Raw genomic sequence first — 22827 nt, 5'->3', positions numbered from 1 at the left:
GTCTCCGGCCTGTTCGCCCTGTGGTCGGCGGGGGCGGGGCGGGCAGCGACCGGCCGGCCCGCACGTCCTCGACGGCGGCGTGCAGCGCGGCCCCGTCGGGGAGCCGGCCGGCGGGGTCCTTGACCAGCGCCCGCGCCACCAGGTCGCGCACCGGCTCCGGCACGTCGGCGGGCAGAGGGTCGGGCTCCTCGCGCAGCTGCCGCAGCGCGATCTGCACCGGGTGGTCGCCGTCGAAGGCCCGCCGGCCGGCCAGGCACTCCCAGGCGACCATCCCGAGCGCGTAGACGTCGCTGGGGGGCCCGGCCTTGCCGCCGCCGGCCTGCTCGGGCGAGAGGTAGCTGGCGGTGCCCACCACCTGCCCGGTGCGGGTCAGCGGCGCGCTCGCCGCCGACCAGGCGATGCCGAAGTCGGTGATCTTGACGACGCCGTCCCGGCCGACCAGGACGTTGCCCGGCTTGACGTCGCGGTGCACCACCCCGGCCGCGTGCGCGGCGGCCAGCGCCGCCGCGGTCTGCCCCACGACGTCGAGCACCTGCTCCGGCGGCAGCCGGCCCTCGCGGTCGAGCAGTGCCGACAGCGGCTCGCCGTCGACCAGCTCCATCACCAGGTAGGCGCACGGCTCGCCGTCCTCGCTGACGACCTCCCCGTAGTCGTACACCGCGGCGATGTTGCGGTGCAGCAGCCGGCCGGTGAGCTGGGCCTCGGTGCGGAAGCGGGTGCGGAAGGTCTGGTCGCCGGTGTACTCGCTGCGCAGCACCTTGACCGCGACCGGTCTGTCGAGCAGCGCGTCACGGCCGCGCCAGACCTGGCCCATCCCGCCGGTGGCGATCAGGCCGGTCAGCTCGTAGCGGCCGGCCAAGACGCGGCGTACCGGGCTCGCTGCCATCCCCACCTCCCGTGCACGGCGGCTCCTCAGCCTCCCACCACGAGGCCGTCCCCGTCGGGCGGACACCCGCGCGGATGTCGACGGATACCGGATCAGCGGACCGCGGACCCGTCCGCGGGCGGCCAGGCGTTGCTCGGCGGCGGGCCCGCCGGCGAGGACGGGGACGCCGGGCTCGTCGTGGTCGGGCTACCGGACGACGGCGAGGACGACGACGGGCTCGACGTCGGCGACGACGACGGGCTCGACGTCGCCGGCGCGGTGGTCGTCGGGCCGGCCGACGTCGTCGTGCCCTCGGTCGGGGCCGGCGTCGTCGTGGGCGCCGCCGGGGCCGGCGTGGCCGCGGCGGTGTCCGGCGCCGGCGGGGTGGGCTCGGCGACCTGCTCGGGCACCGCGCCGCCGGTGACCGGGGAGACCGCGCCCTCACCGGCCTGGTCGTCGTCGCCGTCCCAGCCGCCGAAGCCGCGGGTGGGCGGGGCGACGGCGAAGGTGACGACGACGTCGTCGCCCGGCTGGAGGCGCCCGGTGGGCGAGACGTCGAGCACCAGGTCCGGGGCGGAGTCGCCGGTGACCTGCTCGCGGCGCTCGACGGCCAGGCCCAGCGCGGACAGCTGCGTGGCGACGTCGTCGACCGGCCGGCCGACGTAGTCGCCGATGACGAGGTCGATCGTCTCGTCCTCACCGTCCTGGGTCTGGGCGGCGACGACGGTGGGCGCGTCCGGGGCGTCGGAGACGGCGGTGAAGACGGCGCCGGCCAGCCCGGCACCGAGCAGCAGCGCCACCAGTGGCACGAGGACCGCCGAGGCCCGCCGCCGCGGCGACGGGGGGCTGATCCGGTGGCTCGGCGGACCGGCGGCGGACGACCCGGGGACGCCGTCCGGGAGCGGGGCGGCCTGGGTGGCCGGGCCGGGATCGGTGAGCGGCACCGCCGCGACCGCGGGGACGGCGGGCCACGGCTCGGCGGGCAGCCGGCCGGCGCGGGCGTCCTCGACGGCGGCGACGAACGCCGCGCCGTCGGGCATGCGGGCGGCCGGGTCCTTGGACAGCGCGCGGCGGATGAGCGTGCGGACGCCGCCGGGCAGGTCGTCGGACAGCGGCTCGGGGTCGGAGCGCAGCTGCTTGAGGGCGATGGTGACCGCGTTGTCGCCGTCGAAGGCGGGGTGGCCGGAGAGGCACTCGTACCCGACCAGGCCGAGCGCGTAGACGTCGCTGGCCGGCGTGGCCAGGTGGCCCTCGGCCTGCTCTGGGGAGATGTACTGCGGCGTGCCGATGACCTGGCCGGTGCGGGTGAGCGGCACGCTGCCGGCCGACCAGGCGATGCCGAAGTCGGTGATCTTCACGCTGCCGTCGGGCCGGACCAGGATGTTGCCGGGCTTGACGTCGCGGTGCACCAGACCCGCGCGGTGGGCCTCGGCGAGGGCGGCGGCGGTCTGGCCCAGCACGGAGAGCGTGGTGGAGGTGTCCAGCCGCCCCTCGGCGCGCAGCAGCGCCGACAGCGGCTGGCCCTCGACCAGCTCCATGACGAGGTAGGCGAGCTGCTCGCCGGTGTCGGCAGCCTCGGTCTCGCCGTAGTCGAAGACGGCGGCGATGTTGGGGTGGCTCAGTGCGGCGGCGTGCTGGGCCTCGGCGCGGAAGCGGGCGAGGAAGGTGGGGTCGCCGGTGTACTCGCTGCGCAGCACCTTGACGGCGACCGGGCGGTGCAGCAGCAGGTCGGTGGCGCGCCAGACCTGGCCCATGCCCCCCGAGGCGATGAGCTCGGAGAGCTCGTAGCGGTCACCGAGCATCCGGCGACCCGGTTCCACCACGGGAGCACTCCATTCCCAGCCGGTCGTCGACCGGCGCCGTCCACCCCGGCGGCGCCCACCCCTCCGCCGGGGTGCCCGCGCCGTCCGAGACCACACATCATCCCAGCCGTCCCACCCGATCAGGTACGCCCCACGTGTCACGGCTCGGCATCGACACGCCGACACGCCGGAGGACGGCAGGCGACACGGTGGGGAGTGGTCGACGTCACACGGTCCCGGGCCCGCCATGATCAGGTGACCCGATCGTCGCGTGTCCTCCCCGACCGTGGGCGGTGAGGGGGGACGCGCTGCGGTGCGGTAGGACGGCGGTGTCCGACCGGACGACGGCCGACGACGAGACACCAGGAGGGGCGACGATGCCCGAGACCGTGACCCGGGAGGACGCCGACGGCGTCGCGACCGTCACGCTGCAGCAGCCGGGGCTCACGCGGGCGATGCGGCGGGAGCTGCTCGACGTCGTGCGCGGGCTCGCCGACGACGAGTCGGTGCGCGCGGTGCTGCTGACCGGCACCGGGCGGGCGTTCTGCGTGGGGCAGGACCTCGCCGAGCACGTCGAGTCCCTGCGCGGTGACGCCGCCACCTCGCTGTCGGTGGTCGAGGACGAGTACAACCCGCTGGTCCTGGCCCTGGCGGGGCTGCGGGTGCCGGTGGTCGTCGGGATCAACGGCGCCTGCGCCGGCGCCGGGCTCGGGCTGGCGATGGCCGCCGACCTGCGGGTGGCCGCCGCGGGGGCGAAGTTCACGACGGCGTTCACCGGCATCGGGCTGTCCAGCGACTCCGCGCTGGCCGCCCGACTGGTGCACAGCGTGGGCGTCGGCCGGGCCACCGAGCTGCTCCTGCTGCCGGACCCGTTCCCGGCGGAGAGCGCGCTGCAGTGGGGCCTGGTGCACCGGGTCGTCGACCCGGCAGAGGTGGGAGGAGAGGCGCGGGCGCTGGCCGAGCGGCTGGCCGGCGGACCGACCGCGGCCTACCGCGCGGTGAAGACGGTGCTGGCGACCGCGCCCACCGACACCCTGGAGGACACGCTCGCCCTCGAGGCGCGGCTGCAGACGCAGCTCGGGCAGACCGCCGACCACAGCGAGGCGGTGGAGGCGTTCCTGGCCAAGCGGCCCCCGCAGTTCACCGGCAGCTGACGGCCCCCCTGCAGGGTCCCGCCGCGAGCCTGCGAGCGGTGGGGGCAAGGGGGTCCTCCTGCCCGCGGCAGGAGGGCCGGTGGTGGAGCAGGCGCCGGGGGTTCAGCGGGCGCCGGCGGCCAGGACGGTGCACGGGACGCAGACGTCGCGGGCCGGTGTCGGCCACTGCTCGCCGACGGCGACGCGGGCCAGGGTGCCGCACAGGGTGAGCTCGCAGGCGCCGTCGACCTCGGCGGTCGGGCGGTGCAGCTCGACGGCGTGCCAGAGGGCGGCCGTCGGGCCGTGGGCGCGGCTGCGGGCCGCGGCGAAGACGGTCGGGGCGGCGGTCGGGCCGGCGCCGGACGGGGCAGCGGCGGTCGGGGCGGCGGCGGACGGGGCGGCGGCGGACGGGGCAGCGGTGCGGGGGGCCATGCAGGGAGGGTCGGCACCGCGACGGGGTCGCGGGAGGGGCGGCAGCCCGGAGTCACCCGCCCGGGTGAGGCGGCGGTCCCCCGTCCGCGGCGGGAGGATCCGGTCCATGGAGCTCACGAAGCACGGGCACGCCTGCGTGGTGGTCAGCGACGGCGACCGGCGGCTGGTCGTCGACCCGGGGGCCTTCACCGACCCGGCGGTCCTCGAGGGCGCGAGCGCGGTCCTGGTGACCCACGAGCACGCCGACCACGTGGTCCCCGACCGGCTGCGCGCGGCGCTGGAGGCCGACCCGGCGCTGGAGGTGTGGACGAACCCGTCCGTCGCGGCGCAGTTCGAGGGGCTGGGCCCGCGGGTGCACGCGGTCGGCGACGGCGACGCGGTGACCGCCGCGGGGTTCGAGGTGCAGGTGCACGGCGAGTGGCACGCGGTGATCCACCCGGACCTGCCGCGGGTGCGCAACGTCGGCTTCCTGGTCGAGGGCCAGGTGTTCCACCCGGGCGACGCGTTCACCGTGCCCGGCACGCCGGTGCCGACGCTACTGCTGCCGCTGCACGCGCCGTGGTCCAAGGTCGCCGAGCTCATCGACTACGTGCGGGCGGTCGACGCCGACCAGGCCTACGCCGTGCACGACGGACTGCTCAACGACGTGGGGCTGGGCCTGGTGGGCGGGCTCCTCGGTGAGCGCGGCCCCGGCACGCCCACCCCGTTCAGCCGGCTGGCCCCGGGGGAGTCGGTCGACCTCTGAGGCCGGCCGGCTCCCCCGCGGGATCAGCGCCGGACGGCGCGGTTGTTGCGGCCCGTGATGCCCTCGGCGACGCCGATGAGCAGAACGGCGGCCACCACCGCGAGCACGAAGCCCAGGACGTTGAGCTCCCAGATGCTGCCGGTGCCGAAGAACTGGGCGATGAGCCCGCCGATGAGCGAGCCGACCACGCCGAGGGCGAGGGTGGCGAAGATCCCGAGGTGCTGCTTGCCCGGGACGATGAGGCGGGCCAGGGCTCCGATGACGAGTCCTGCGACGAGGAAACCGATCACGACGTGTCCTCCAGGGACGACGGTGGCGCCCGGCCGGTCGCCGGGCGCGTCTGACCAGCCTGTACCCCCCGACTCCATCCCTGACGCGTGGTGTGACCCGGTCGAGGGAGGCTCGGCGCGCCGTGTCAGTCCGACGCGACCTGGTCGACATGTGCAGGGAGCTTGGCCAGCTCGTCGTCGACGGTGCGCTGGACCATGCGCTGCAGGGCCGAGCGGGAGAGCCGGTCGGCCAGCCGTACCCGGCGCGGCCGGTGGGTGAGCGTGACGGTGACCCGCGTGCTGCCGGCGTCGGCGTCGGCGAGCTCGATCCGCGTCGTCCAGGTCTCGGGCGTGAGCTCCAGGCGGGTGGCGACCACCCGCTCGGGCTCCCACTCGACGATCTCGCCGCGCGGCGCACCGGCGCGCGGCGTCTCCCCCTCGGCGAGCTGCCCGGGCACGCAGACGAAGGTGGCGCCGGGGCCGGCCCTCTCGCCGTCGACGACGTAGGAGACGTCGCAGACCGCGCAGTAGGGCTCGAGCACGGCCAGCGCCCGCCACACGCGGCTGCGCGGGGCGGCCACCTCCCGACTGCCGCTGGCCGTGGTCACGCGCCCGACGGTAGTCGCCGGGAGATCACCGCACGGCGGCGCCGCCGGCCCGGCCGACCCGGTCGGCCGGGCCCGGGCAGCAGGTCGGTGAGCACCCCGAGGGCGATGGCCGTCGTGCGGAGGGTGCTCGACCCGGAGCGCGGGCTCCCGGCGCTCAGCGTCCGGTGACCGAGACCTCGAACTCGACCTGGCTGACGTCGGGGCGCAGCCGGGAGAAGCTGTGCACCAGCGGGTGACCGGCGCTGTCGCGCACCGTGGTGCGGACGACGAGCAGCGGCGAGCCGGCGGCGATCCGGAGCAGGTCGGCCTCGTCGGCGGCCGCGGTGCCGACGTCGACGACGATCCGGGCGTGGGCGAGGTCGGCCCCGTACTCGCGGCGGAGGAAGTCGTAGAGCGAGCCCGCGCTGAAGTCCTCCTCGGCGGCCCGCGGGTAGAGCGCGGCGGGGAGGAAGCTGTGCGCCACGTGGTTGGGGGCACCGTCGACGCTGCGCAGCCGCTCGAGCTCGACGACGTCGGTGGCGACCTCGAGGGAGAGCTCCGCGGCCACGGCCGCCGTCGCCGGGACGACCCGCTGCTGCAGCACCGCCGTCCCGACCTGCGCGCCCTGCTCGGCCATCACCGAGCTCCACCCGGCGATGCGGTGCACGAAGCTCTCGCGGTACTCGTGCCGGATGGCCGGCCGGGTGACGTAGGTGCCGCGGCCCTGCTCACGCACCAGGTGGCCGTCGGCGACCAGGCCGTCGACGGCGCGGCGCAGGGTGATCCGGCTGACGCCGTACTCGGCGCACAGCGCCGGCTCCGGCGGCAGGAGCGCACCCTCGGGCATGGCGCCGACCCGGCGTCGCAGGTGCTCGCGGACCGAGAGGTACTTCGGTCCCGCCGTCGCCGCCGTCACGGCTGCCAGGGTAGGCGAAGGTAGACGTCTGCGGACGTCATGTCGTATGAGACGTCTGTCGCGTCACCGGGACCGCAGCTCGACGACGGTCACCTCGGGACGCGCGCCGATCCGCATCGGCGGCCCCCAGTACCCGGCGCCGGCGGTGACGTAGAGCTGCGTGTCGCCGTGCCGGGACAGCCCCTCGACCGCCGGCTGGTCGAGCCGGATGGCGTGGTCGAAGGGCCAGAGCTGACCGCCGTGCGTGTGGCCGGACAGCTGCAGGTCCACCCCGGCCGCGCGGGCCTGGTCGACCATGAACGGCTGGTGGGCCAGCAGCACCACGGGGACGGCGTCGTCGCGGCCGTCGAGGGCGGCGTCGAGGTCGGCGCCGTGGCCGGGGACGCCGGAGCCGGCCGCCGTCCGGTCGTCGATGCCGGCCAGGTCGAAGGACGCACCGCCGCGCACGATCGGCACCCGCTCGTTGCGCAGCACCTCGACGCCGAGCGTGGGCAGGTGGCGCAGCCACGCGGTGGTGTCGACGAAGTACTCGTGGTTGCCGGTGACGAAGAAGACGCCCTGCTCGCTGACCAGGTCGGCCAGCGGGGCGGCGTCCTCGCGCAGCTCCTCGACGTCGCCGTCGACCAGGTCACCCACGATCGCCACGACGTCGGGGCGCTGCGCGTTGACCGTCTCGACCAGCCGCTCGAAGCGCCGTCCGCCGTACGTGGCCGACAGGTGGCCGTCGGAGAAGGTGACGATGCGCAGCCCGTCGAGGGCCGGGGCCAGCCGCGGCAGGGTGACCGGCACCCGCCGGACGACGGGCGCGGAGTTGGCGAGGTAGGCGCCGGTGCCCGCGGTGCCGAGCGCGACCGCGCCGGCGGTGACGGCCAGGCCGCGGGCGAGCAGCAGCCGCCGCGACGGGTCGACGACACCGTCGTCCGGCCGGACGACCCCGGCCACCGGTGCCGACCCCCCGCCACCGGGAGCCGCCGCGGCGACGGTCACCGCATCCCGGCCCGGATCCGGGCGCCGCCGGGTCCAGCGGCGCAGCAGGAGCCGCGCCGGCTCCAGGGCCAGCAGGGTCACGAACAGGTAGAAGGCCACGCCCAGCCAGCTGAAGCCGACCCACTGCAGCACCGTGCTGGCGGCGGAGTCCTCGCGGCGGGCGAGGACCGCGCCCATCGGCAGCAGGGCGAGGACGACGGAGAGCAGCGTGAGCAGGCGGCGGGAGCGGCCGGGCCGGGTGGTGCTGCGGACCAGCCGCCACCACAGGAAGCCGTGGAGGACCAGCAGGGCGAGCAGGACCACCGTGGCGAACCCGAGCAGACCGATGAGGGACAGGACGCGGACCTCGTTCCGGGTGGTCGGTCGGGAGCAGCGGGCGGTCGGCGCCCGGCCAGGGAGACGAGCGGGCGTCCCCGGGTGTTCCCGGGACGGCGACGCCCAGTCCCCCGGCGGTCAGGTCCGGGCGGCCGCGCGGACGGCGGACCTCAGGGACGGCTCGATCGACCAGAACGCCTGGTCGGCCCGCTCGGCACGCCACTCCTCGAGCGCGTGCAGCCGGCCGTAGGTGAACGTGTCCTCCCCCGCGCCGGAGGCCGCCGCCGCCAGCCGGGTGCACACCGCGCGGGTGACCACCGTGTCCTGGGCCTCGCCGAGCAGGTCCTGAACCTGCTTCATGCACGTGACCAGCGCCTCGGCCGGGGCACCGAGCACCGGACCGGCGACCTCGGCGGTGTACCGGACCCGCTTGGCGGCCTTGCGCACCTCGTGCAGCGCGTGCTCCTCCTGCTCGTGCCCGGCCGCCCCGGTCCCCGCCCCGGTCCCCGCCTCCCGGGCGGCCGCCTCCCGGGCGGCTGCGTCGCGCGCCTCCGCGATGCGGTGCTGCAGCCGCTTGCCGGTGCGCCGGACCGCGTCGGCCAGCACGGCGGGTGCGGGCTCGGCGGCGGCCTCGGCCAGCGGCGGGTCGGTGAGCAGCGCGTCGAGGGCGTCGAGCAGCTGCAGGTGCCGCCTGTCGGACAGTGCCCGGACGGCGGCCCTCCGGCCCTTCTCGTGGTCGGCGACCCTGGCCGACTGCAGCCGGGCCACCACCGGGCCCCGGACCAGCTCGACCGGCTGGACGTCCACCACCGCGCGCAGGTGCTCCAGCGCCACCTCGCCGTCCCGGGCCGCCGACAGACGTGCGCCGGTGGCCTGCAGCTCGTCGCGGAGGGGGTCGGTCGCGGTGCGGTCGAGCACCGGCCGGAAGGCGGCCAGGATGCTGCGCAGCCGCCGGCACGCCACCCGCAGGTCGTGCACGCCCTCCGGGTCGCCGGTGCGGACGCCGATGTCCGCGGTCAGCAGCGCCTGGACCTGTGTGCGGACGGCGGCGAGCACCACCTCGGCCGCCGTCGGCGCACCGCCTCGCGCGTCCTGCGCCTCGTCGTCCTTCTTCCTGCCCTTCTTGCCCTTCCCCTTCTTGCCGGAGCCGGAGCCGGAGCCGGAGCCGCTGCCGTCTCCGGTGCCGCTGCCGTTACCGCGCGCCTCGGGCAGCCGCAGCGGCGGCGGCGTGAGCGCGGCGAGCCGGCCGGCCAGCACGCGGGTGAGCTTGGAGGGCAGGTCGGAGGGCTCGATGCCCGCCGCGGTCAGCGCCTGCGTGACGGCGTCGAGCAGGGCCTCGTCGCCGTCGACCAGCTCGACCTCGATCTCGCGCCACGTGGTGACGGTCGACGGGGCGTCGGCCTCGGCGGCCAGCACGGTGCCCGTGACCGTGTCGCTGGCGACCTCGGCCAGCACCCGGCCGTCGTCGCCGAGCAGCGGCGTCACCAGCCGGGTGGTCTGCAGGACGGCCACCGGCCCCGGGCGGGCGCCGCGCAGGACGCCGGTCACCGGCTCGGTCACCGCCCGCGGGACCACGGTGCGGCGCGGTCCGATCGGGGCGTGCACCTCCCGGCGCGACCCGGCGACCGCGGTGGGCAGCTTGAGGTGCCAGCCGGCGTCGGTGCCGCCGGTGCGGCGGCGCAGCGTGATCCGCGCGCGGGCCAGCCGCAGGTCGGGGGTGTCGTAGTAGGTGGCGTCCAGCTCGTGCGGGACGACGTCCCCCACGGTGGCGACGCCGTCGACGGTCGAGAGGTCGGGCAGGACGGCGTCCGGTCCCGCCTCGAACTTCCGCTCGACCTCGAGCTGTCCGCTGCCCACGCCGTCCTCCTCGAGCCGGTGGTGCTCCTGATCGACCGTAGGCGTGACGGGGGTGTCGGGGCACGTCGGACCGGGCACTCCCCCGCTCAGGGCGACGCCAGAGCGGGCGTTCCTGAGGAGGCGAACAGCGTGTTGAGCGAACGAGACCTGTCCGCGGCGATCGGCAGCACGGCGCAGGGACCGGACGGCGAGAAGATCGGCACCGTCGAGAGCTTCTTCGTCGACGACCGCACCGGCGCACCCACGTGGGTCGCCGTCAGCACCGGCCTGTTCGGCACCCGGCACTCGATCGTCCCCGCGACGCAGGCCACCTTCGCCGACGGCGTGCTGCGGGTGCCGGTCAGCAAGGACGCCGTCCGCCACGCGCCCGCGGTCGGCGGTGACCACCTGGGGCCCGACGAGGAGGCGCAGCTGCGCCAGCACTACGGCCTGAGCCAGGGAACCGGCCCCGACACCGGCGCCGGCGGCCCGGTCGACGCTCCCGGCACGGGCACGTGGGCGCCGGGCGGGACCGGGCCGACCCCTCCGGGCGCGGGAGCGGCCACCGACGTGCCGCCGGTCGAGGACACCTCCGCCACCCGGGACAGCGGCGCGACCGCGGGCACGGCGGCCCCGACCGCCCCGGTGACCCCGGTGGGTGGCGCGGCCCCGACCGCCCCGGTCACCCCGGTCGGCGCGCCCGCCGCGGCAGCGGCTCCGCCGGCGGCGGCTCCGGCTGCACCGGCCGGCGCAGCGCCCCGGCAGTCCTCCGACGGCGCCATGACCCGCAGCGAGGAGCAGTTGCGGGTGGGCACCGAGCAGGTCGCCGCCAGCCGCGTCCGGGTGGTCAAGTACGTGGTCACCGAGGAGGTGCAGGTGACCGTGCCGCTGCGCCGCGAGGAGATCCGGATCGAGCACGTGCCCCTCGACGCCCCCGACCCCGGTCCGGGCGAGTCCCTGACCCCCGCCGGTGGCGTGGCGGCACCCGGCACCGCGGGCGGGACGGGGACCGGCCTCGGCACCGGCCTGCCCGACGAGATCGTGCTGCACGCCGAGCGGCCGGTGGTCGGCGTCGAGGTCGTGCCGGTGGAGCGCGTCCGGCTGCGGACCGAGCTGGTGCAGGGCCAGGAGCAGATCAGCGAGCAGGTCCAGCGCGAGCAGATCGTCGTGGACCAGACGCCGGCCCCGCAGGCTCCGCCGCAGCGTCTCTGAGCGCGAGCCGACCGGCGGGGCTCCTTCAGCGCCGGTCAGCGAGGAACCGGAACCGCTCGCGGGTCGCGGTGACCTCGGCGGCGTCGACGTCGGCCAGCACGAGGGTCTCCCCGCCCGCCGCGGTGGCCAGCAGCTCACCCATCGGGCTGACCACCTGGCTGTCGCCGGCGTGCTCGATGCCGTCGCCGCCGGTGCCCACGCGGTTGCAGGCGACGACGTAGGCCTGGTTCTCGATGGCCCGCGCCCGCAGCAGCGTCGTCCAGTGGTGGCGGCGGGTGGCCGGCCAGTTCGCCGTCACCAGGTAGACGTCGGTCGTCTCCGCCGCGGCCCAGAAGACGTCGCCGAAGCGCAGGTCGTAGCAGATGAACGGCGTGACCCGCAGGCCGCCGACCTCGACGCTCACCGGCGCGTCGCCGCCGAGGTAGCGCTCGGCCTCGCCGCCGTGGGTGAACGGGTGCAGCTTGCGGTAGCGGTGCACCGTGCCGTCCGGGCCGGCCAGGACCAGCGCGTTGTACGGCAGCTCGGCCCCCGGGGCGATCTCCGGGCAGCTGCCGGCCACCCAGACGCCGTGCTCGGCCGCCTGCGTCCGGAGGAAGTCCGCCGACGGGCCGTCCTCGGGCTCGCCGATGCCCGGGGTCATCGAGAAGCCGGTCGAGAAGGTCTCGCTGAGCAGCACGAGCTCCGCCCCGGCCGCGGCGGCGCGGGCCACCTGCGGCGCGAGCCGGGCGTAGTTGGCCTCCCGGTCCTCCCACACGATGTCGTGCTGGACCACCCCGAACCTCATGCCGACATCCTCCCCAGCCGGGCGACCGCCTCGTCCAGCACCTCGTCGCGCTTGCAGAAGGCGAAGCGCACCAGCGGGCGGCCCAGGTCGGCGTGCCCGCGCGTGTAGAAGACGACCGACGGGACGGCGACCACCCCCGCCCGCGCCGGCAGCTCCCGGCAGAATGCCAGGCCGTCGCCGTCGGGCTGCACCCCGCGGACGTCGACGGTGGCGAAGTAGGTCGCCTGCGGGCTCACCGTCGGCAGCCCGGCCTCGCGCAGCCCGGCCACCAGCACGTCCCGCCGCCGCTCCAGGTCGGCCGCGATGCCGGTGAAGTAGGCGTCGGGCAGCCCGAGCCCGGCGGCGATGGCCGGCTGGAAGGGACCGGCGTTGACGTAGGTCAGGAACTGCTTGGCCGTGCGGACGGCGGCGACCAGCGGCGCCGGGCCGCAGATCCAGCCGACCTTCCAGCCGGTGGTGTTGAACGTCTTGCCGCCGCTGCCGACCACCAGCGTCCGCTCGCGCATCCCCGGCAGCGTGGCGAGCGAGACGTGCTCGGCGCCGGAGAACACCAGGTGCTCGTAGACCTCGTCGGTCAGCACGAGGAGCCCGGCCTCGAGCGCCACCTCGGCGACCAGGGCCAGCTCGGCGCGGTCGAGCACCTTGCCCGTGGGGTTGTGCGGGGTGTTGAGCAGCAGCAGCCGGGCGCGCGGGGTGACGGCGGCCCGGAGGTCGGCCGAGTCGAAGGTCCACACGCCGCCGTCGGCGTCCGCGGGCGGCGGGGTGAGCGGCACCGGGCGGACGACGCCGCCGGCCATCGCGATCGCGGCGGCGTAGCTGTCGTACATCGGCTCGAGGAGGACCACCTCGTCGCCGGGCTCGACCAGGGCGAGCAGCGCCGCGGTGAGCGCCTCGGTGGCACCGGCGGTGACCAGCACCTCGGTGTCCGGGTCGTAGGTCAGGCCGCGGAAGCGCTCGACGTGCGCGGCGACGGCTGCGCGCAGCTCCGGGGTGCCCGGGCCGGGCGGGTACTGGTCGGCGGCGGTGCCGATCGCGGCGCGGGCGACGTCGAGCACCTCGGCCGGGCCGGGGGTGTCGGGGAAGCCCTGCCCGAGGTTGATCGAGCCGGTGGCCACCGCCAGCGCGCTCATCTCGGCGAAGACCGTCGTCCCGAAGCCCTGCAGCCTCGTCGCCAGGTACGGCTCGCGCGTCATGCGGCCACCGCCGCGAACCGGACCGAGCGGCGGGCGACGTCGGCCTCCTCCAGTCGCACCCGCACCCGCGAGCCGGCGGTGAGGCCGGTGCCGGTGCAGCGGGCACGGATGGCCGGCTCCTGCAGGACGACGGTGCCGCGGTCGCCGTCGGCGTCCACGACCACCGCGTCGAACTCCGCGCCCTCGCGGCCGGCCAGCAGCCAGGCCTCGGTGGCGTCGACGACCGCGCGCTCCACCGCACGGATGCGCCGGTCGGAGGCGGCCATGAGCGCCGGCAGCTCCGGCAGGGCGGCCCGCACCGCGGGGTCGGGCTCGGTGCCGGCGGCCAGCGCGAGGCAGACCTCCGTGGCGAAGCGGTCGGCCAGCCGGCGCAGCGGCGCGGTCACGTGGGCGTAGGGCGCACCGACCCCGGCGTGGCCGGTGTGCGCGGGCTCGGTGCCGTCGAGGGGGGTGTAGGCCGCGCCGCGCAGCAGGGCCGCCGCCTCCTCGAGGAAGGCCGCGTGGCGGGCGTCGGCGACGTCGAGGCCGGCGAGCACCTGGCCGGGGGCGGCACCGGCCGGCCAGTCGACGCCGAGCGCGGGCGCCAGGCGGCGCAGCCGGGCGACGTCCTCGGGCCGGGCCGGCGGGAGGGTGCGGAGCAGGCCGACGCCGCCGTCGAGCATGAGCCGGGCGGCGGCGCGGCCGGTGAGCAGCGAGACCTGGGCGTTCCAGCCCTCGACCGGCAGGTCGCTGCGGGCGACCAGCGTCCAGCCGCCGCCCTCGGTCCGCACGACCTGCTGCTCGGGGGTGCCCAGCTCGATCGCGCCGCGGGCGGCCGCGGCACGTTCGAGCAGCGTCCCGAGCTGGGGCAGCAGGGCGATCGGGTCGGGCAGCGTGCCGGCGTCGGCCCGCGCCTGGACGTCGGCGTAGGCGAGCTGCGCCCGGCTGCGGACGCGGGCGCGGCGCAGGTCGACCGCGCGGACCTCGCCGTCGGCGTCGAGCCGGATGGTCCACAGCGCGGCGGCGCGCACCTGGTCCGGCAGCAGGCTGGCCGCGCCCTCGCTGAGCACCGTCGGGTGCAGGGGGACACGCCGGTCGGGGCTGTAGAGCGTCTGGCCGCGGCGCCGGGCCTCGGCGTCGAGCGCGCTGCCGGGCCGGACCACCGCGCCGACGTCGGCGATCGCGTAGGAGACGAGGTAGCCGCCGTGCCAGCGCTGCAGGTGCACGGCCTGGTCGAGGTCCTGGCTGCCCGCCGGGTCGACGGTCACCAGCGGCAGCTCGGTGGCGTCGAACTCCGGCAGGTCCGGGGCCGCGGCGGCCCGCTCGGCCTCGGCCAGCACGTCGGGCGGGAAGTCCTCGGGGACGTCGAACTCCGCGCGGACGGCGGCGAAGTCGGGGCCGGGCGGCGCGTCCTCCGGCCAGCGCGGCACCGCCAGCGGCAGCGGGACGCCGTCGTCCTCGGTGTCGCCGTACCCGGGGCCCTGCGCTGCGCTCGGGTTCCACGTGGAACTCACGCGACGCGCACGTCCTCGACGCCCTCGATCGAGACGACGTCGCCCCGGCGGACCTGCCGGCCGCGGCGGTCCTCGGCCTCGCCGTTGACCCGGACCGCGCCGGTGACCAGCACGTCCTTCACCTGGGCGCCGGTGGGGACGGCGTCGACCAGCTTGAGCAGCTGGCCGAGGCGGATGGTCTCCTCACCGGGACGGAGCTCGACGGTGCGCACGACCCCAGTCTCTCCGCTCAGGCCGGGAGGAGCTCGTCGCCGACCGCCACGCGGCCGGGGACGGGCACCAGGGCCCCGACGGCGAGGACGCCGCCGCGCTCGCGGTGGACGGTCTTGAGGATGGACGTGTCGCGGCCGATGCCGCCGGGCTGCGGTCGGGTCACCATGACGCAGCGGCTCACCGGCGTGCCCACGTCGAGCACCGCCGTCCCGAGCCGGACCGTCCCGCCGACCAGCTCGTCCTCGCCGTCGCCGGCCAGCAGCACGTTGGACCGGAACCGCCGCCGGTCCCAGGTGCCCAGCGTGCCGGTGGAGACCAGGGACACGCGGATGCGGGAGCTGTCGTGGAAGGCGCCGCTGGCCCCCTCGAAGGCGTCCCACTCGTACTCGCCGTCCGCCGCCACCACGGCCGGGTTCTCGTACTGCCGCGGACCCTGCTCGGTCTCGGCCCGGCGCAGGGTCACCTGCCGGCCGAGCCAGGCGGAGAGGACGTCGTCGTCGGCGGTGACCGTGCCGTCGGGCAGCACGACCTCCACGCCGCCGTCGGTGCGCAGCCGGGCCGCCGCGAAGAGCAGGTCGGGCACCCGGCGGGCGGTCAGGCCGTAGCCGGTGGACCGGTCGAACAGCGCCCACTGCCGGTCGCCGCTCAGGCCCTCGGGCCCGACGTCGGCGGTGTCGAGCCGCTCGCCCTGCAGCGACTTGACCGGGTAGCGCCACAGCTCCTGCACGTGCACGTCAGCCTCCGGGGGTCCAGCGCAGGGTCCAGGTGCCCGACCAGGTCTCCCCCGGGTCGAGGACGACGAGGTCGACGCCGTCGGCCAGCGCGTTGGGCGGGCAGGTCATGGGCTCGACGGCGAGGCTGCGCCGGCGCTGACCCTCGGGCAGCGTCTCGCCGCTGTAGACCTGCAGCCACGGCCAGGACCGGTCCACGGCCAGCTCGAGCTCGCCGGCGCTCCCCCGCAGCCGGACGCGCGCCCAGCCGTCGCCGTCCCGGTCGAGGTCGGTGACGGCGTCGTCGAGCGCGCGGTCCCCGATCCGGCCGACCGCGCCGTCGAAGGGACGGCGGGTGCCGGTGGGCAGGCCGCCGTCGAGCTCCAGCGCGGTGCGGGCCGGGACGGTGACCTCGGCGTCGCCGATGCCGCCGTCCTCCGTGGCGCCGACCGAGAGGTAGGGGTGCATGCCGGCGCCGAGGGGCGCCGGCCGGTCCCCGGCGTTGCGCACGCGGACGGTGACGGTGAGCCGGTCGGACGCCAGCAGCGTGTCGACGGCGGCGGCCAGGCGGAACGGGTAGCCCGGCCGCGCCTCGACCACGGTGCCCACGGTGAGCGCGTCGGAGTGGCGGGCGAGCACCGCCCACGTCTGCCAGGTGACCAGCCCGTGCGCCGCGGGCTTGCCCGGGGCGGCGACGTCGAGCTGCAGCTGCTGCCCCTCCCACGTCCACTGCCCGTCCCGCAGCCGGTTGGGCCAGGGCAGCAGGACGCCGCCGCGCCGCCCGGTGGGCACCGTGCCGGTCGGGTAGCCGTCGAGGACGTCCCAGGCGCCGACGGAGAGCGCGCGCAGGCCGCCGCCGCGCAGGTCGACGGCGAGCCGGGCGTCGCCGCTGACCAGCTCGACGTCGACCGGCTCGGTCGCGGGCCAGGCCGTCATGGGCGGGACGTTGCTCATGGGGGGCAGCCCACCACACCGCGCCACGTCCGTCAGTCCGGATCTGCCAGCGGGTCGACGGCGGCGGGCAGCTCCCGCGGCCGCGCAGCCGGATGTCGGCTTGCTCGGCCCACAGCGCCGTGCCGATCGGGGAGGGCGTCGGCGGGCTCCGGCAGACCTGTCCGCCACGATCCTCGGGCGGCCCGGATCCCTCTCGCCACCCATGCGCGCGACGCCGGTCAAGTGATCCGCCGGCGGTGGACAAGCTCCTGAGCTGGGGATATGTCGTGCAGAGGCTGCCGCGTCCGGGTAGACTTCGAACACCTGATCGAACCAGTGGGAGGTGCAGTGGACGAGTTGGCCGCCGCGCTCGACGCCCTTGCCGGCGACGACCTGCCCGCCCTGCTCGGCCCGCAGCTCAACCAGCGGCTGCGCCTGTTGCTGACCGCGCAGAACAGGCTGGCCGCCGAGGTCGCCCGCACCCTGCGCCAGGGCGAGCAGGCCTCCGCCGCCGAGCACGACGGGCTCAAGACGATGCAGTCGTGGCTGCGCGGGCACGGGCACCTCTCGGCGGCCGAGGCGGCACGGCTGGTGGCCACGGGGCGGGCACTGGAGCAGCTGCCCGCGGTGGCCGCGGCGTTCGCCGCGGGCGCGTTGACCGCCGGGCAGGCCGCGGTCATCGCGCCGGTGGCCGACCCGGGCAACCTCGCCCGCGCCGCGGATGTCGGTGTGGACGTGGCCGAGGTCGACGCCGCGCTGGCCGTGGTGGCGGCCCGCCAGCCGTACCAGAAGCTGTCCGAAGTGGTGTGCGGCTACCTGGACCGGCTCGATCCCGACGGTCCCGAGCCCGACCCGACCGAGGGCCGCCGCCTGACGCTGGTCCGGCACGCCGACGGGTCCCGCACCATCCGCGGCGATCTCGACGCTGCCGGCGGGGAGAAGCTCGAGGTCGCCCTCGAGGCGATCGTGCAGGCCGGCCGCTGCGCCGGGGACGCGCGAACCCGCGCACAGCAGCTCGGCGACGCCCTCGTGCAACTGGCCGACAACGCCCTCGCCTCCGGTGGCCTGCCGATGCTGCGCACCGTCAAGCCGCACGTGGCCGTCATGCTCGACCTGGACGACCTCGCCGACCCCGCCCCCGGACACGGCGCAGCCACGATGGGGTCGGGAGTGGTCATCTCCGCCGCCCGGGCGCGCTGGCTGGCCTGCGACAGCACGGTCACCCGCGTGGTCATGGGCCCCGATGGACAGCCGATCGACCACGGCCGCACCAAGCGCCTGGTGCCCGCGCCGGTCCGCCGCCTACTCGACATCCGCGACGGCGGCTGTGTGTTCACCGGCTGCGACGCCCCGACGTGGTGGTGCGACGCCCACCACCTGCTCGAGTGGATCAACGGCGGCGAGACCAGTCCCGATAACCTGGCTCTGCTGTGCGAGCGGCACCACACCAAGGTCCACCACGGCTTCCGCGTCGAACGACGACCCGACGGACGATGGCGCACCTGGCGACCCGACGGCACCGAGATCCGCATCGGCGCCGCACTCCGACCCGCAGCCTGATCCCTCACCGTCACCGCACCCGACCGACCCTCCCGCTGCTCCACGTGGAACAGCGGGAGGGCGGACGTGCGCGCCCACTGGCCGGGAGCGGGCCCGCCGGAACGACGACCCAGGGCCGGGTTTCGGGGGCTCGGCCGACTCAGGCGGTGGAGGTCACCTGCTCGGCGATCTGGAGAACCTGCTCCCGGGTCAGCGTCTCCGGCGCCAGCAGGATGAAGAACGGCCCGCCGGGGAGCTGCCCCACGAGGTACCGATAGGGCGAGCCGCCGTCGCCGCCCGCGAGAGCCAGCCGGGCCGGCTGCCCCTGGACCGTGACCGGCTCCGGTGGCGCGGTGAGCGACATCCCCTCGAGCAGCTCGTCGAGCGTCCCGGGGTACTCGCGCCCGACCAGGCCCAGCCGCAACAGCTGGTCCGGGTCGGTGTCACTGACGAGGTCCAGGCTCCGGCTCTCCTCGTATCCCCCCACCGACCACCCGGCCGGGGCGAGGCCGAACTGCAGGCCCACCGGCTGGGGCCGGTCGACGAGCGTCTCGGCCACCGCGACCGCGGCCGCCGTCCCGCCGTAGGCACCCTCCCCGAGGACCTGCACCCACCGGCCGTCCGGGCGCTCCCAGAGGAGGTCGACGGAGGAGTCGCCCCGCCACACCTCGGCCTCGACCCCGTCGACGGTCGCGGTCCCGGCCGGGTCTCCCTGCACCGACCACCCGTAGTCGGGCGAGCTCCTCGGGTCCTCCGGGAAGAGGTGCACGAGGACCCGGTCCCCGCCGGTGGACGAGTAGTCGGCGACGTAGAACGGCGGCGTGTTCCCGTAGGCGGCGATCCCCCCGCGCCGGCTGAGGAACGGCGTCAGCCCCTCCGGTGCGGGGTCGAGCGACAGCGGGAAGGTGACCTCCTCGGCCGCGACGAGCGCGATCCCGCCCGGCGTCACCGGGGCCGCGGTCGGCGCGGCGGGACGATCCGGTACGGCACTGTCCGGGGTCACGAGGACGGCGGTCGTCCACGCCGCGGCGACCGCGACCAGGGCGGTCCCGAGCCGCAGCGTCGTCCGCCGGCCCGGCAGCCGGCAACGCAGCCGGCCACGGACGGTGCGCGCGCTGTCGATCTCCTCGAGGAGAGCGGCGCGGGCGGCCGAACAGGCGGCAGGGGTCAGCGCCGGTGCCTGCGGTCCGGCCTCGCGGAGCAGGGTGAGCTCTTTCATCGGGTCTCCTCCGGTGCCGGGTCGGACAGCAGGTCGGCCAGGGACGTGGTCGCGAGCGCCGCGCGGGTCTGGCGGCGGGCACGGTGCAGCCGGGAGCGGACGGTGCCGACGGGCACGTCCAGGACCGCGGCGACCTCCCCGTAGGACAGGTCGCCCCAGGCGACGAGCAGCAGGACGTCGCGGTCGGGCGCCGTGAGTCCCGCCAGCGCCGCGGCGAGCGGGCCGCGCATCGCCTGGGCGTCGAGGCGGCCGTCCCGGTCGCCGTCGTCGGCGACCTCGGGCTCGGCCGCCGACCGGGCCAGGGCCCGGTAGCGCCGCCGCTCGGCCCGCGCGTGCCCGTGCACGAGGTTGGTGGCGATGCCGATCAGCCACGGCCGCACGTCGAGACGCTCGGGCCGGTAGTCGGCCCGGCGGCGGAAGGCCACGAGGAACGTCTCGCTCAGCAGGTCGTCGGCGAGGTCCCCGACCCGGCGGCCGAGGTAGCGGTGCACCGCCACCGCGTGCCGGTCGAACAACCCGGCGAACTGCTCCGGGTCGACGAGCGAGCGGATCACCAGTTCGGCGTCGGTCGCCAGCGCGGACGGCAGCGCCCGCAGCGGGACGGCGTCCGGCCCGGGCTCCGGTTCCCCCGCCGAGCGGTGGAGGGGCAGCGCGGTCACGGCTGGTGATGATCGGGCAGCGGAGGGTGGGCTCGTCACACCCTCTCATGTCCGGAGTGGCGGATCGGGTTCACGGCCTGCGCAGCGAGACGCACCGACTCGTGGCCGTCACCGGCTGATCCCGTGCAGCAGCAGCGCGGCCAGCTCCCGGTAGGCGGCGGCGTCGTCCAGGCCGGTGGCGCGGGCGGTGTCCCCGCGGCCGATGCGCAGCATCAGCGTGGTCACCGTGTCGGCCACCAGGCCCGGGTGCACCTCGCGGAACCGGCCGGCGGCCACGCCGTCGGCGATCAGCGCGCTCACCCGCTGCGCGGCGACGGCGGTGTTGTGCTCGTACACCGCGCGCCCGGGCGGGAAGGTCTCGAGGTCGCGGTGGAAGGCCCGCGACGCCGGGGTGAGCGCCCTGGCCACGGCCTCCAGGTAGGCGGTCACCCGGCGCGCGGGATCGTCCTCGGTGGCCGTGCGGGCCTCGACGGCGGCGGTCGCCCGGCGGAAGAAGTGCCGCACCACGCGGACGGCGAGCTGCTCCTTGCTGTCGGCCAGCGCGTAGAGCGTCGTCTTGGAGCAGTGCAGCCGGACGGCGAGGTCCTCGAGGGTGAACCCGGCGAACCCCTCGGCGAGGAAGACCTCCTCGAGCTGGTCCAGCAGCTGGGCCTGGCGGGCGGTCAGCTGCCGCTCACCGACCTCGGGCACCGTCGTCATCCGCACCTCCCCACCTCGGCCGCCCAGCATCCACCTGGACGCGAGACAGTACTGCGGTACCGTCTCCAGTACGACTGATCCGCGACGAGGGGGCCCCGTGGCCGTCGACCGAGAGCTGCCCACCCAGGAGGCCGCCGACCTGATCGCGCTCACCCGCGAGCTGGCCGACGCCGAGCTCGCGCCGCGGGCCGCGGAGTACGAGCGCGAGGAGCGCTTCCCCCGGGAGGTGTTCGCGAAGCTGGGCGAGGTCGGTCTGCTCGGGCTGCCCTTCGGTGAGGACGTCGGCGGCGGCGGGCAGCCCTACGCCGTCTACCTGCAGGTGGTCGAGGAGCTGGCCGTGCGCTGGGCCAGCGTCGCGCTCGGTGTCAGCGTGCACACCCTCGCCTGCGGGCCGATCGACCGCTTCGGCACCGAGGAGCAGCGCCGTGACCTGCTGCCGGAGATGGTCGGCGGCCGGCTGCTGGGCGCCTACTGCCTGTCCGAGGCGCACGCCGGCTCCGACCCCGCCGCCATGCGCGCCCGCGCCGTCCGCGACGGCGAGGGCTGGGTCGCCTCCGGGGAGAAGGCCTGGGTCACCCACGGCGGGCACGCCGACTTCTACTCGACCTTCCTGCGCACCCCCGACGACGGCGAGCGGGCGATCTCCTGCTTCCACCTCACCCCCGACCTGCCCGGGTTCAGCGCCGCGCCGCCCGAGCAGAAGATGGGCCTCACCGGGTCGACGACGGCGGCGATGCGCCTCGACGACGTCGCGGTGCCCGCCGGCCGCATGGTCGGCGAGCCCGGCCGCGGCCTGGCCATCGCGCTGAGCGCGCTCGACTCCGGGCGCCTCGGGGTCAGCGCGGTCGCCGTCGGCCTGGCCCAGTCGGCGCTCGACGTCGCCGTCGCCTACGCCCTGGAGCGGGAGGCCTTCGGCCGGCGCATCGTCGACCACCAGGGCGTGGCGTTCCTGCTGGCCGACATGGCCGCAGCGGTCGAGTCCGCCCGCGCCACCTACCTGGTCGCCGCCCGCCGCAAGGACGCCGGCCGGCCGTACTCGCGGCAGGCCAGCATCGCCAAGCTGGTCGCCACCGACGCGGCGATGAAGGTGACCACCGACGCCGTCCAGGTCCTCGGCGGCGCCGGCTACACCCGCGACCACCCGGCCGAGCGGTACATGCGCGAGGCCAAGGTCATGCAGATCTTCGAGGGCACCAACCAGATCCAGCGGATGGTCATCGGCAAGCACCTGGCCCAGGAGGCGACGCCGGCGAACGGCTGACCGTGCAGGACGCACCGCCGATCCGTGACGTCTGTCAATGGTGGCGGGCACGGCCGCGGGAAACACTCGGAGCACACCGCCTGACGAGGAGCCCGAGATGCCCGAGCCGCACCTGCGCGCCAGCGACACCGACCGCGCCGCCGTCGTGACCACCCTGGACCGGTCGCTCGCCGACGGCCGGCTGGACCTGGCCGAGTACGAGGACCGGGCCACCCGCGCGCACGCCGCCCGCACCTACGGCGAGCTGACCGAGCTCACCGCCGACCTGCCCCGCCCGGCCCGCCCGACCCGCCCGGCGCCCCAGCGGCACCACGTCGCCCGCGCCCTGTACGGCGGGGCCTGGCACGGCGCCTGGGGCGGCGACCTCCGGGCCGCCTGGACCGGATGGCTGACCACCGCCGTCATCGTGGTCGGCGTCTGGCTGGTCTCGATGCTGGCCACCGGCGACCTGCAGTACCCGTGGCCGGTCTGGGTGATCGGGCCGTGGGGCGTCGTCCTGCTCGCCCGCACCCTCGGGGAGCGCCGCGGCGGGGACGTCGACCGGCACCGGCTGACCGCCTGAACCCGCGCGGGTGCGCGCCCGGCCGCCCGGGTAGGGCCTCCCCGACCGACGAGAGCCTCCGGAGGACCCCCGTGCACACGCTCACCGAGCGCTTCACCGACGCCCTGCACCACCTCGACGCCGAGCGCGACCCGCAGCCGATGGTCGACCTCACCGGCGAGGACGCCGACCTGATCAAGCTCAACCAGACCCACGAGGCCCGCGGTCGGGAGGGTGCCCGCCGGTTCTGGGAGGACTACCGCAACGTCTTCGGCGACCTGGAGACGACGTTCACCTCCAGCACCGTCGGTGAGAAGAGCGCCGCACTCGAGTGGGAGTCGCGCGGCACCCTGCGCAACGGGAAGCCGTTCACCTACCGCGGTGTCACCGTCATCGAGGGCGATGGATCCGACGACGGCAAGCTGACCGGCGTCCGGACGTACTACGACTCGGCCGCCTTCCTGCAGGAGACCGCCGGTACCGC

Annotated in this window: 24 protein-coding genes; 7 read left to right on the top strand and 17 right to left on the bottom strand. The window is 76.3% G+C overall.

Annotated elements, in window-relative coordinates:
• Positions 1 to 886: protein kinase domain-containing protein (locus ABQ292_RS19680; RefSeq protein ID WP_369209410.1), on the bottom strand; the 886-nt coding region annotated here is incomplete at its 3' end.
• 92 nt (positions 887 to 978) lie between these two features.
• Positions 979 to 2688, bottom strand: a complete 1710-nt coding sequence (locus ABQ292_RS19675; RefSeq protein ID WP_369209409.1) for a protein kinase domain-containing protein — start codon at positions 2686 to 2688, stop codon at positions 979 to 981.
• 356 nt (positions 2689 to 3044) lie between these two features.
• On the opposite strand from ABQ292_RS19675, the gene ABQ292_RS19670 reads away from it, so the two are divergent.
• Entirely contained in the window at positions 3045 to 3821 is a 777-nt protein-coding gene (locus tag ABQ292_RS19670; RefSeq protein WP_369209408.1) for an enoyl-CoA hydratase-related protein, read from the top strand.
• Positions 3822 to 3923: 102 nt separating this feature from the next.
• Here the strand turns inward: ABQ292_RS19670 and ABQ292_RS19665 are convergent, their stop codons facing one another.
• The gene (locus tag ABQ292_RS19665) at positions 3924 to 4232 is read right to left on the bottom strand and encodes a hypothetical protein (RefSeq protein ID WP_369209407.1); all 309 of its coding nucleotides are present in this window, start codon (positions 4230 to 4232) and stop codon (positions 3924 to 3926) included.
• Between the two features lie 106 nt (positions 4233 to 4338).
• Here ABQ292_RS19665 and ABQ292_RS19660 point away from each other — a divergent pair, with 106 nt between their 5' ends.
• Entirely contained in the window at positions 4339 to 4977 is a 639-nt protein-coding gene (locus ABQ292_RS19660; protein ID WP_369209406.1) for an MBL fold metallo-hydrolase, read from the top strand.
• A 23-nt stretch (positions 4978 to 5000) separates the two neighbouring features.
• Here ABQ292_RS19660 and ABQ292_RS19655 read toward each other — a convergent pair whose 3' ends face one another.
• The 5 genes from ABQ292_RS19655 to ABQ292_RS19635 form a co-directional block, all read right to left on the bottom strand.
• On the bottom strand, positions 5001 to 5267 hold the full coding sequence (locus ABQ292_RS19655) for a GlsB/YeaQ/YmgE family stress response membrane protein (RefSeq protein ID WP_369209405.1): 267 nt from the start codon (positions 5265 to 5267) through the stop codon (positions 5001 to 5003).
• Between the two features lie 125 nt (positions 5268 to 5392).
• On the bottom strand, positions 5393 to 5854 hold the full coding sequence (locus ABQ292_RS19650; RefSeq protein ID WP_369209404.1) for an SRPBCC family protein: 462 nt from the start codon (positions 5852 to 5854) through the stop codon (positions 5393 to 5395).
• A gap of 154 nt (positions 5855 to 6008) precedes the next feature.
• Complete coding sequence (locus ABQ292_RS19645; RefSeq protein ID WP_369209403.1) at positions 6009 to 6749, bottom strand: GntR family transcriptional regulator; 741 nt, start codon at positions 6747 to 6749, stop codon at positions 6009 to 6011.
• Positions 6750 to 6812: 63 nt separating this feature from the next.
• Positions 6813 to 8039, bottom strand: coding sequence for a metallophosphoesterase (locus ABQ292_RS19640; RefSeq protein WP_369209402.1), 1227 nt, complete (start codon positions 8037 to 8039; stop codon positions 6813 to 6815).
• Between the two features lie 150 nt (positions 8040 to 8189).
• Positions 8190 to 9908, bottom strand: a complete 1719-nt coding sequence (locus tag ABQ292_RS19635) for a CYTH and CHAD domain-containing protein (RefSeq protein WP_369209401.1) — start codon at positions 9906 to 9908, stop codon at positions 8190 to 8192.
• Positions 9909 to 10037: 129 nt separating this feature from the next.
• Here ABQ292_RS19635 and ABQ292_RS19630 point away from each other — a divergent pair, with 129 nt between their 5' ends.
• Entirely contained in the window at positions 10038 to 11099 is a 1062-nt protein-coding gene (locus ABQ292_RS19630; RefSeq protein WP_369209400.1) for a PRC and DUF2382 domain-containing protein, read from the top strand.
• 25 nt (positions 11100 to 11124) lie between these two features.
• Here the strand turns inward: ABQ292_RS19630 and ABQ292_RS19625 are convergent, their stop codons facing one another.
• The 6 genes from ABQ292_RS19625 to ABQ292_RS19600 are packed head-to-tail and all read right to left on the bottom strand — an operon-like array spanning position 11125 to position 16428.
• Entirely contained in the window at positions 11125 to 11883 is a 759-nt protein-coding gene (locus ABQ292_RS19625) for a nitrilase-related carbon-nitrogen hydrolase (protein ID WP_369209399.1), read from the bottom strand.
• Positions 11880 to 13076, bottom strand: a complete 1197-nt coding sequence (locus ABQ292_RS19620) for a pyridoxal phosphate-dependent aminotransferase (protein WP_369209398.1) — start codon at positions 13074 to 13076, stop codon at positions 11880 to 11882. The genes ABQ292_RS19625 and ABQ292_RS19620 overlap by 4 nt, the downstream gene beginning before the upstream one ends.
• A complete protein-coding gene (locus ABQ292_RS19615) occupies positions 13073 to 14569 on the bottom strand; it encodes an RNB domain-containing ribonuclease (RefSeq protein WP_369209397.1) in 1497 nt (498 codons plus the stop codon). The genes ABQ292_RS19620 and ABQ292_RS19615 overlap by 4 nt, the downstream gene beginning before the upstream one ends.
• A complete protein-coding gene (locus ABQ292_RS19610; RefSeq protein WP_369209396.1) occupies positions 14566 to 14781 on the bottom strand; it encodes an RNA-binding S4 domain-containing protein in 216 nt (71 codons plus the stop codon). The genes ABQ292_RS19615 and ABQ292_RS19610 overlap by 4 nt, the downstream gene beginning before the upstream one ends.
• A gap of 17 nt (positions 14782 to 14798) precedes the next feature.
• Positions 14799 to 15515, bottom strand: a complete 717-nt coding sequence (locus ABQ292_RS19605; RefSeq protein ID WP_369209395.1) for an MOSC domain-containing protein — start codon at positions 15513 to 15515, stop codon at positions 14799 to 14801.
• Position 15516: 1 nt separating this feature from the next.
• The gene (locus ABQ292_RS19600) at positions 15517 to 16428 is read right to left on the bottom strand and encodes an aldose epimerase family protein (RefSeq protein ID WP_369209394.1); all 912 of its coding nucleotides are present in this window, start codon (positions 16426 to 16428) and stop codon (positions 15517 to 15519) included.
• A 345-nt stretch (positions 16429 to 16773) separates the two neighbouring features.
• Between ABQ292_RS19600 and ABQ292_RS19595 the strand changes: the two genes are divergently transcribed.
• Positions 16774 to 17985, top strand: coding sequence for an HNH endonuclease signature motif containing protein (locus ABQ292_RS19595; RefSeq protein ID WP_369209393.1), 1212 nt, complete (start codon positions 16774 to 16776; stop codon positions 17983 to 17985).
• Between the two features lie 139 nt (positions 17986 to 18124).
• Here ABQ292_RS19595 and ABQ292_RS19590 read toward each other — a convergent pair whose 3' ends face one another.
• The 3 genes from ABQ292_RS19590 to ABQ292_RS19580 all read right to left on the bottom strand — a co-directional run bounded on the left by ABQ292_RS19590 (position 18125) and on the right by ABQ292_RS19580 (position 20541).
• The gene (locus ABQ292_RS19590) at positions 18125 to 19183 is read right to left on the bottom strand and encodes a hypothetical protein (protein WP_369209392.1); all 1059 of its coding nucleotides are present in this window, start codon (positions 19181 to 19183) and stop codon (positions 18125 to 18127) included.
• Positions 19180 to 19842 carry an RNA polymerase sigma factor gene (locus tag ABQ292_RS19585; protein ID WP_369209391.1) on the bottom strand — a complete coding sequence of 221 codons (663 nt, stop codon included), beginning with the start codon at positions 19840 to 19842 and terminating at the stop codon, positions 19180 to 19182. Before ABQ292_RS19585 ends, ABQ292_RS19590 begins: the two co-directional genes overlap by 4 nt.
• Positions 19843 to 19950: 108 nt before the next feature.
• A complete protein-coding gene (locus ABQ292_RS19580) occupies positions 19951 to 20541 on the bottom strand; it encodes a TetR/AcrR family transcriptional regulator (RefSeq protein ID WP_369209390.1) in 591 nt (196 codons plus the stop codon).
• 97 nt (positions 20542 to 20638) lie between these two features.
• On the opposite strand from ABQ292_RS19580, the gene ABQ292_RS19575 reads away from it, so the two are divergent.
• The 3 genes from ABQ292_RS19575 to ABQ292_RS19565 form a co-directional block, all read left to right on the top strand.
• Positions 20639 to 21802 (top strand): acyl-CoA dehydrogenase family protein, encoded by a 1164-nt coding sequence (locus ABQ292_RS19575; protein ID WP_369209389.1) that lies wholly within the window; start codon positions 20639 to 20641, stop codon positions 21800 to 21802.
• A gap of 97 nt (positions 21803 to 21899) precedes the next feature.
• Positions 21900 to 22364 carry a DUF1707 SHOCT-like domain-containing protein gene (locus ABQ292_RS19570; protein WP_369209388.1) on the top strand — a complete coding sequence of 155 codons (465 nt, stop codon included), beginning with the start codon at positions 21900 to 21902 and terminating at the stop codon, positions 22362 to 22364.
• Positions 22365 to 22435: 71 nt separating this feature from the next.
• Positions 22436 to 22827, top strand: a 392-nt coding sequence (locus ABQ292_RS19565; protein ID WP_369209387.1) for a nuclear transport factor 2 family protein, incomplete at its 3' end; no start/stop codon positions are given.

This window comes from Geodermatophilus maliterrae (assembly GCF_041018925.1).
Taxonomy (GTDB): Bacteria; Actinomycetota; Actinomycetes; order Mycobacteriales; family Geodermatophilaceae; genus Geodermatophilus; species Geodermatophilus maliterrae.
Note: the sequence above shows the minus strand (reverse complement) of the source record. Positions and strands in the feature narration are given on the sequence as shown.